Annotated in this window: 4 protein-coding genes; all 4 read left to right on the plus strand. The window is 76.1% G+C overall.

Translation table 11 applies throughout. From position 1 onward, the window contains the following. Window positions 1-936 (plus strand): DUF4159 domain-containing protein (locus ACVMLK_RS20085; protein WP_457487422.1); only part of this gene is annotated, 936 nt, incomplete at its 5' end. A gap of 19 nt (window positions 937-955) precedes the next feature. Next, window positions 956-3,040 carry a hypothetical protein gene (locus ACVMLK_RS20090; RefSeq protein WP_457487423.1) on the plus strand — a complete coding sequence of 695 codons (2,085 nt, stop codon included), beginning with the start codon at window positions 956-958 and terminating at the stop codon, window positions 3,038-3,040. An 88-nt stretch (window positions 3,041-3,128) separates the two neighbouring features. Further along, window positions 3,129-3,509 (plus strand): hypothetical protein, encoded by a 381-nt coding sequence (locus tag ACVMLK_RS20095; RefSeq protein WP_198365471.1) that lies wholly within the window; start codon window positions 3,129-3,131, stop codon window positions 3,507-3,509. Window positions 3,510-3,545: 36 nt separating this feature from the next. Next, window positions 3,546-3,963, plus strand: a 418-nt coding sequence (locus ACVMLK_RS20100; protein ID WP_457487424.1) for an ankyrin repeat domain-containing protein, incomplete at its 3' end; no start/stop codon positions are given.

A 3,963-nucleotide genomic window follows, 5' to 3' on the forward strand; every position in this document is an offset into this window, starting at 1 on the left:
CCGCCCGGCACCGCCCTGCTGGCGATCGGCGGCGTGCCGGCGGAGCGCGACCTCGGCCCCTGGCTGCTGGCGCTCGCCCTGCTGCTGCTGGCTGCCGACCTGCTGATCTCGCTGGTCCAGCGGGGTCTGCTCGGCCGGCCGGCCCGGCTGGCGGCGCTGCTGCTGGCGCTCGCCCTTCCCGCGGCGCCCGGCGCCCTGGCGCAGGATGGGATGGCGCGGGGGAGCGCTGCGCAGGATCTTGCCCTGGTCACCCGCATCGGCCATGTCCTGACCGGCGATCCGGCGCTGGACGAGACGGTGCGGCAGGGCCTCGCCGGCCTGTCGGACTACGTCAACCGCCGCACCGCGACGGCGCTCGGCGAGCCGGCGGCGGTGCGCCCGGGGCAGGACGACCTCTCGCCCCTGCCGCTGCTCTACTGGGCCGTCACGGCCGAGACGCCGCTGCCCGATTCCGCCGCCGTGGCGGCGCTGAACGACTACATGCGCGGCGGCGGCATCATCCTGTTCGACACGCGCGACGAGGGCTCGGGCGAGGGTTTCGCCCCCGGCGCGCGGGAGGCGCTGCTACGGCTGACCGCAGGCCTCGCCATCCCGCCCCTGGCGCCCGTCTCGCCCGAGCATGTGCTGACCCGTGCCTTCTACCTCCTGCCGCCGGAACTGCCCGGCCGCTTCGCCGGTGGGCAGGTCTGGGTCTCGCGCGAGGAGGACCGGGCGAATGACAGCGTCAGCCCGGTGATCATCGGCGGGCATGACTGGGCCGGGGCCTGGGCGGTCGATGCGCGCGGCGGCAATCCCCACGCCGCCATCCCCGGCGGCGCGCGGCAGCGGACGCTGGCCTACCGATTCGGCGTCAATCTCGTGATGTACGCGCTGACCGGCAACTACAAGGGCGATCAGGTGCATGTGCCGGCCATCCTCGAAAGGCTGGGGAATTGAGCGGGCGGGGGGCTGACCGATGCGCCAGGTGATCTCCGGCCTCGACTTCGCCCCGGTCCTGCCGCCCTGGCTGCTGGCCGCGCTGACCCTCCTGGCGCTGCTCGCCTTGGCCCCGGCCCTGTGGCGGCGGGCGCGGGGCGCCGGCTGGCGGGTGCTGTCCTTCGCCGTGCTGGGCCTCGCCCTGGCCAATCCGCGCCTGGTCGAGGAGACGCGCGAGACCCGGCCGGACATCGCGCTGCTGCTGCAGGACCGCAGCGAGTCCGCCCGCATCGGCGAGCGCGGCGCGGCGCTGGACGCGGCCCGCGCCGCGCTGGAGCAGGCCGCGGCGCGCCATCCCGACCTCGAGCTGCGCACGGTCGATCTGCCCGAGGGCGGCCGCCAGGGCACGCGGCTCTTCACCGCCCTCGACCGCGCGCTGGCCGATATCCCGCGCGCGCGGCTGGCCGGCGTCATCGCCCTGACCGACGGGCAGGCGCATGACATTCCGGCCAGCCCCTCCTTCGCCGCGCCGCTGCACCTGATCCTGCCCGGCCGGCCGGGCGAGGTGGACCGGCGCATCCGCGTCCTCGAGGCGCCGGGCTACGGCATCGTCGGGCGCAGCGTCGAGCTGCGGCTGGTGGTCGAGGATCTGGGGGCGGCGCCCGCCGCCGGCCCGTCGGGCGGGGCGGTGCGGCTGACGCTGCGGCGCGACGGCGCGGCGCCGCGCGTCGAGAGCGTGCCGCTCGGGCGGGAGCACCGCATCACCCTGCCGGTCGAGCGCGGCGGGCCGAGCGTCGTGGAACTCACCGCCGAGGCGCGGCCGGGCGAGGTTTCCACCCTGAACAACCGCGCCGTCGTCACCGTGAACGGGGTGCGCGACCGGCTGCGCGTCCTGCTGGTCTCGGGCGAGCCGCATTCGGGCGAGCGCACCTGGCGCCGCCTGCTGAAGGCCGACCCGAATGTCGATCTCGTGCATTTCACCATCCTGCGGCCGCCGGAGAAGGACGACCTGACGCCGCTGAACGAGCTGGCGCTGATCGCCTTCCCGGTGCGCGAGCTGTTCCAGGTGAAGCTGCGCGATTTCGACCTGATCGTCTTTGACCGCTTCAGCAACCGCGGCATCCTGCCGCCGATGTACCTGCGCAACATCGCCGATTACGTGCGCGGCGGCGGGGCGTTGCTGATGTCGGTCGGGCCGGAGTTCACCGGCGCCACCAGCCTCGCCGCCACGCCGCTCGGCCAGGTGCTGCCGGCGCGGCCGCTGACCGGCGCCGCCGGCCTGGCCGAGGGCGCCTTCCGCCCGCGCGTCACCGAGGCGGGGGCCCGCCATCCCGTCACCCAGGGCCTGACCGGCGCCAACACGGCCGGGGAGGAGGCGCGCTGGGGCCGCTGGTACCGCCACCTGCGCGCCGATCCGCAGAGCGGGCTGACGGTGATGGACAGCCCCGACGGCGCGCCGCTGCTGCAGCTGGACCGGGTGGGCGAGGGGCGCGTGGCGCTGCTGCTCTCCGACCAGATCTGGCTGTGGTCGCGCGGGCATGACGGCGGCGGGCCGCAGGCCGAGCTGCTGCGCCGCGCCGCGCACTGGCTGATGAAGGAGCCGGAGCTGGAGGAGGAGGACCTCGTCGCGCGGGTCGAGGGCGGCACGCTCACCGTCACGCGCCGCAGCGTCGAGGCGGGTCCGCCGCCCGAGATCACCGTGACCGCCCCGGACGGCACGGTGACGCGGCGGCTCGCCAGCCCGGCCGAGGGCGGGCGCTCGGTGCTGGAGATGCCGGCCGGCCAGGCCGGCGTCTGGCAGGCCGCTGACGGGCGGCGGAGTGCCTTCGCCGCCGCCTCGGCCGCCAATCCGCCGGAGATCGCCGATCTGCGCGCCGACGCGGCGCCGGCCCTGCCGCTGGCGCGCGGCACCGGCGGGGGCGCGCACTGGCTGGGCGAGGGGATGCCGGAGCTGCGCCGCGTCGCCGCCGGGCGGGATGCGACGGGCGGCACCTGGATCGGGCTCCGCCGCAACGAGGACCACCGGGTGACCGGGATCGCCGCGCTGCCGCTGCTGCCGCCCTGGCTGGCCCTGCCCCTGGTGCTGGGCCTCGCTCTGGTCGCCTGGCGGCGCGAGGGGCGCTGAGCGGCCGGAAAAAGGCGCGGCCGCGCGGCCCGCCACCCTGCCGCCACGATTGGATCGTCCTATCTGGAGGGTCTGGAGGACGAATCCGATGCGCCGTCATGCCCGTGCCCTGCTCCTCGCGCTGCTGCTGGCCGCGCCGCTCGTGGGCTGCGCCACGGGGCCGACCTTCGAGCAGCGCATGGCGACCTTCGTCGGGCGGAGCGAGGCCGATCTGGTGGCCGCGCTCGGCGTGCCGGTCCGCACCTACGAGACGGGCGGGCGCCGCTTCCTCCAGTTCGAGCAGCGCGCGACCGTCATGGTCCCCGGCGACCCCTGGGGCTACGGGCCCTGGGGCTTCGGGCCGCCCTGGGGCTACCGCCGGCCCTGGGCGGTACCGCCGAGCTATGCCGTGGTCGGCTGCGACCTGACCTTCGCGCTGCGCGAGGGGCGGGTGGAGAGCTTCACCGCCCGTGGCCAGGGCTGTGGATGATCGCATCCCCGCCGGAAATGGTTTAGAGATGCCGCCATGCGCCGTTCCCTCCTCCGTCCCGCCCTGTTCGCCGCTCCGTTCGTCGTCCCCCTGGCCGGCCTGCTGGCCGCCGCGCCGGCCGCCGCCCAGATGCTGAACGGCCCCATGGTGCCGGATGCGCCGACGGCCCGGCCACGGGCCGAGCCGCCGGCCCTGCCGGGCCTGGCCGGGCGCCGCGCCCCTTCGCCGATCCCGGCCGAGCCGGGCCAGAGCCTCGGGCCCAACGAGGCGCTGTTCGATGCCATCGACCGTGGCGACCTGGCCGCGGCACGCGACGCCATGTCCCGCGGCGCCGACCTCAACGCGCGCAACGTGCTGGGCCTGACGCCGATCGATTCGGCGGTGGACCAGAACCGCAGCGAGATCGTCTTCTACCTGCTCTCGGTGCGCGGCCCGGTGATCGGGGGCGCGGCGC

The organism is Teichococcus aerofrigidensis (assembly GCF_054073225.1).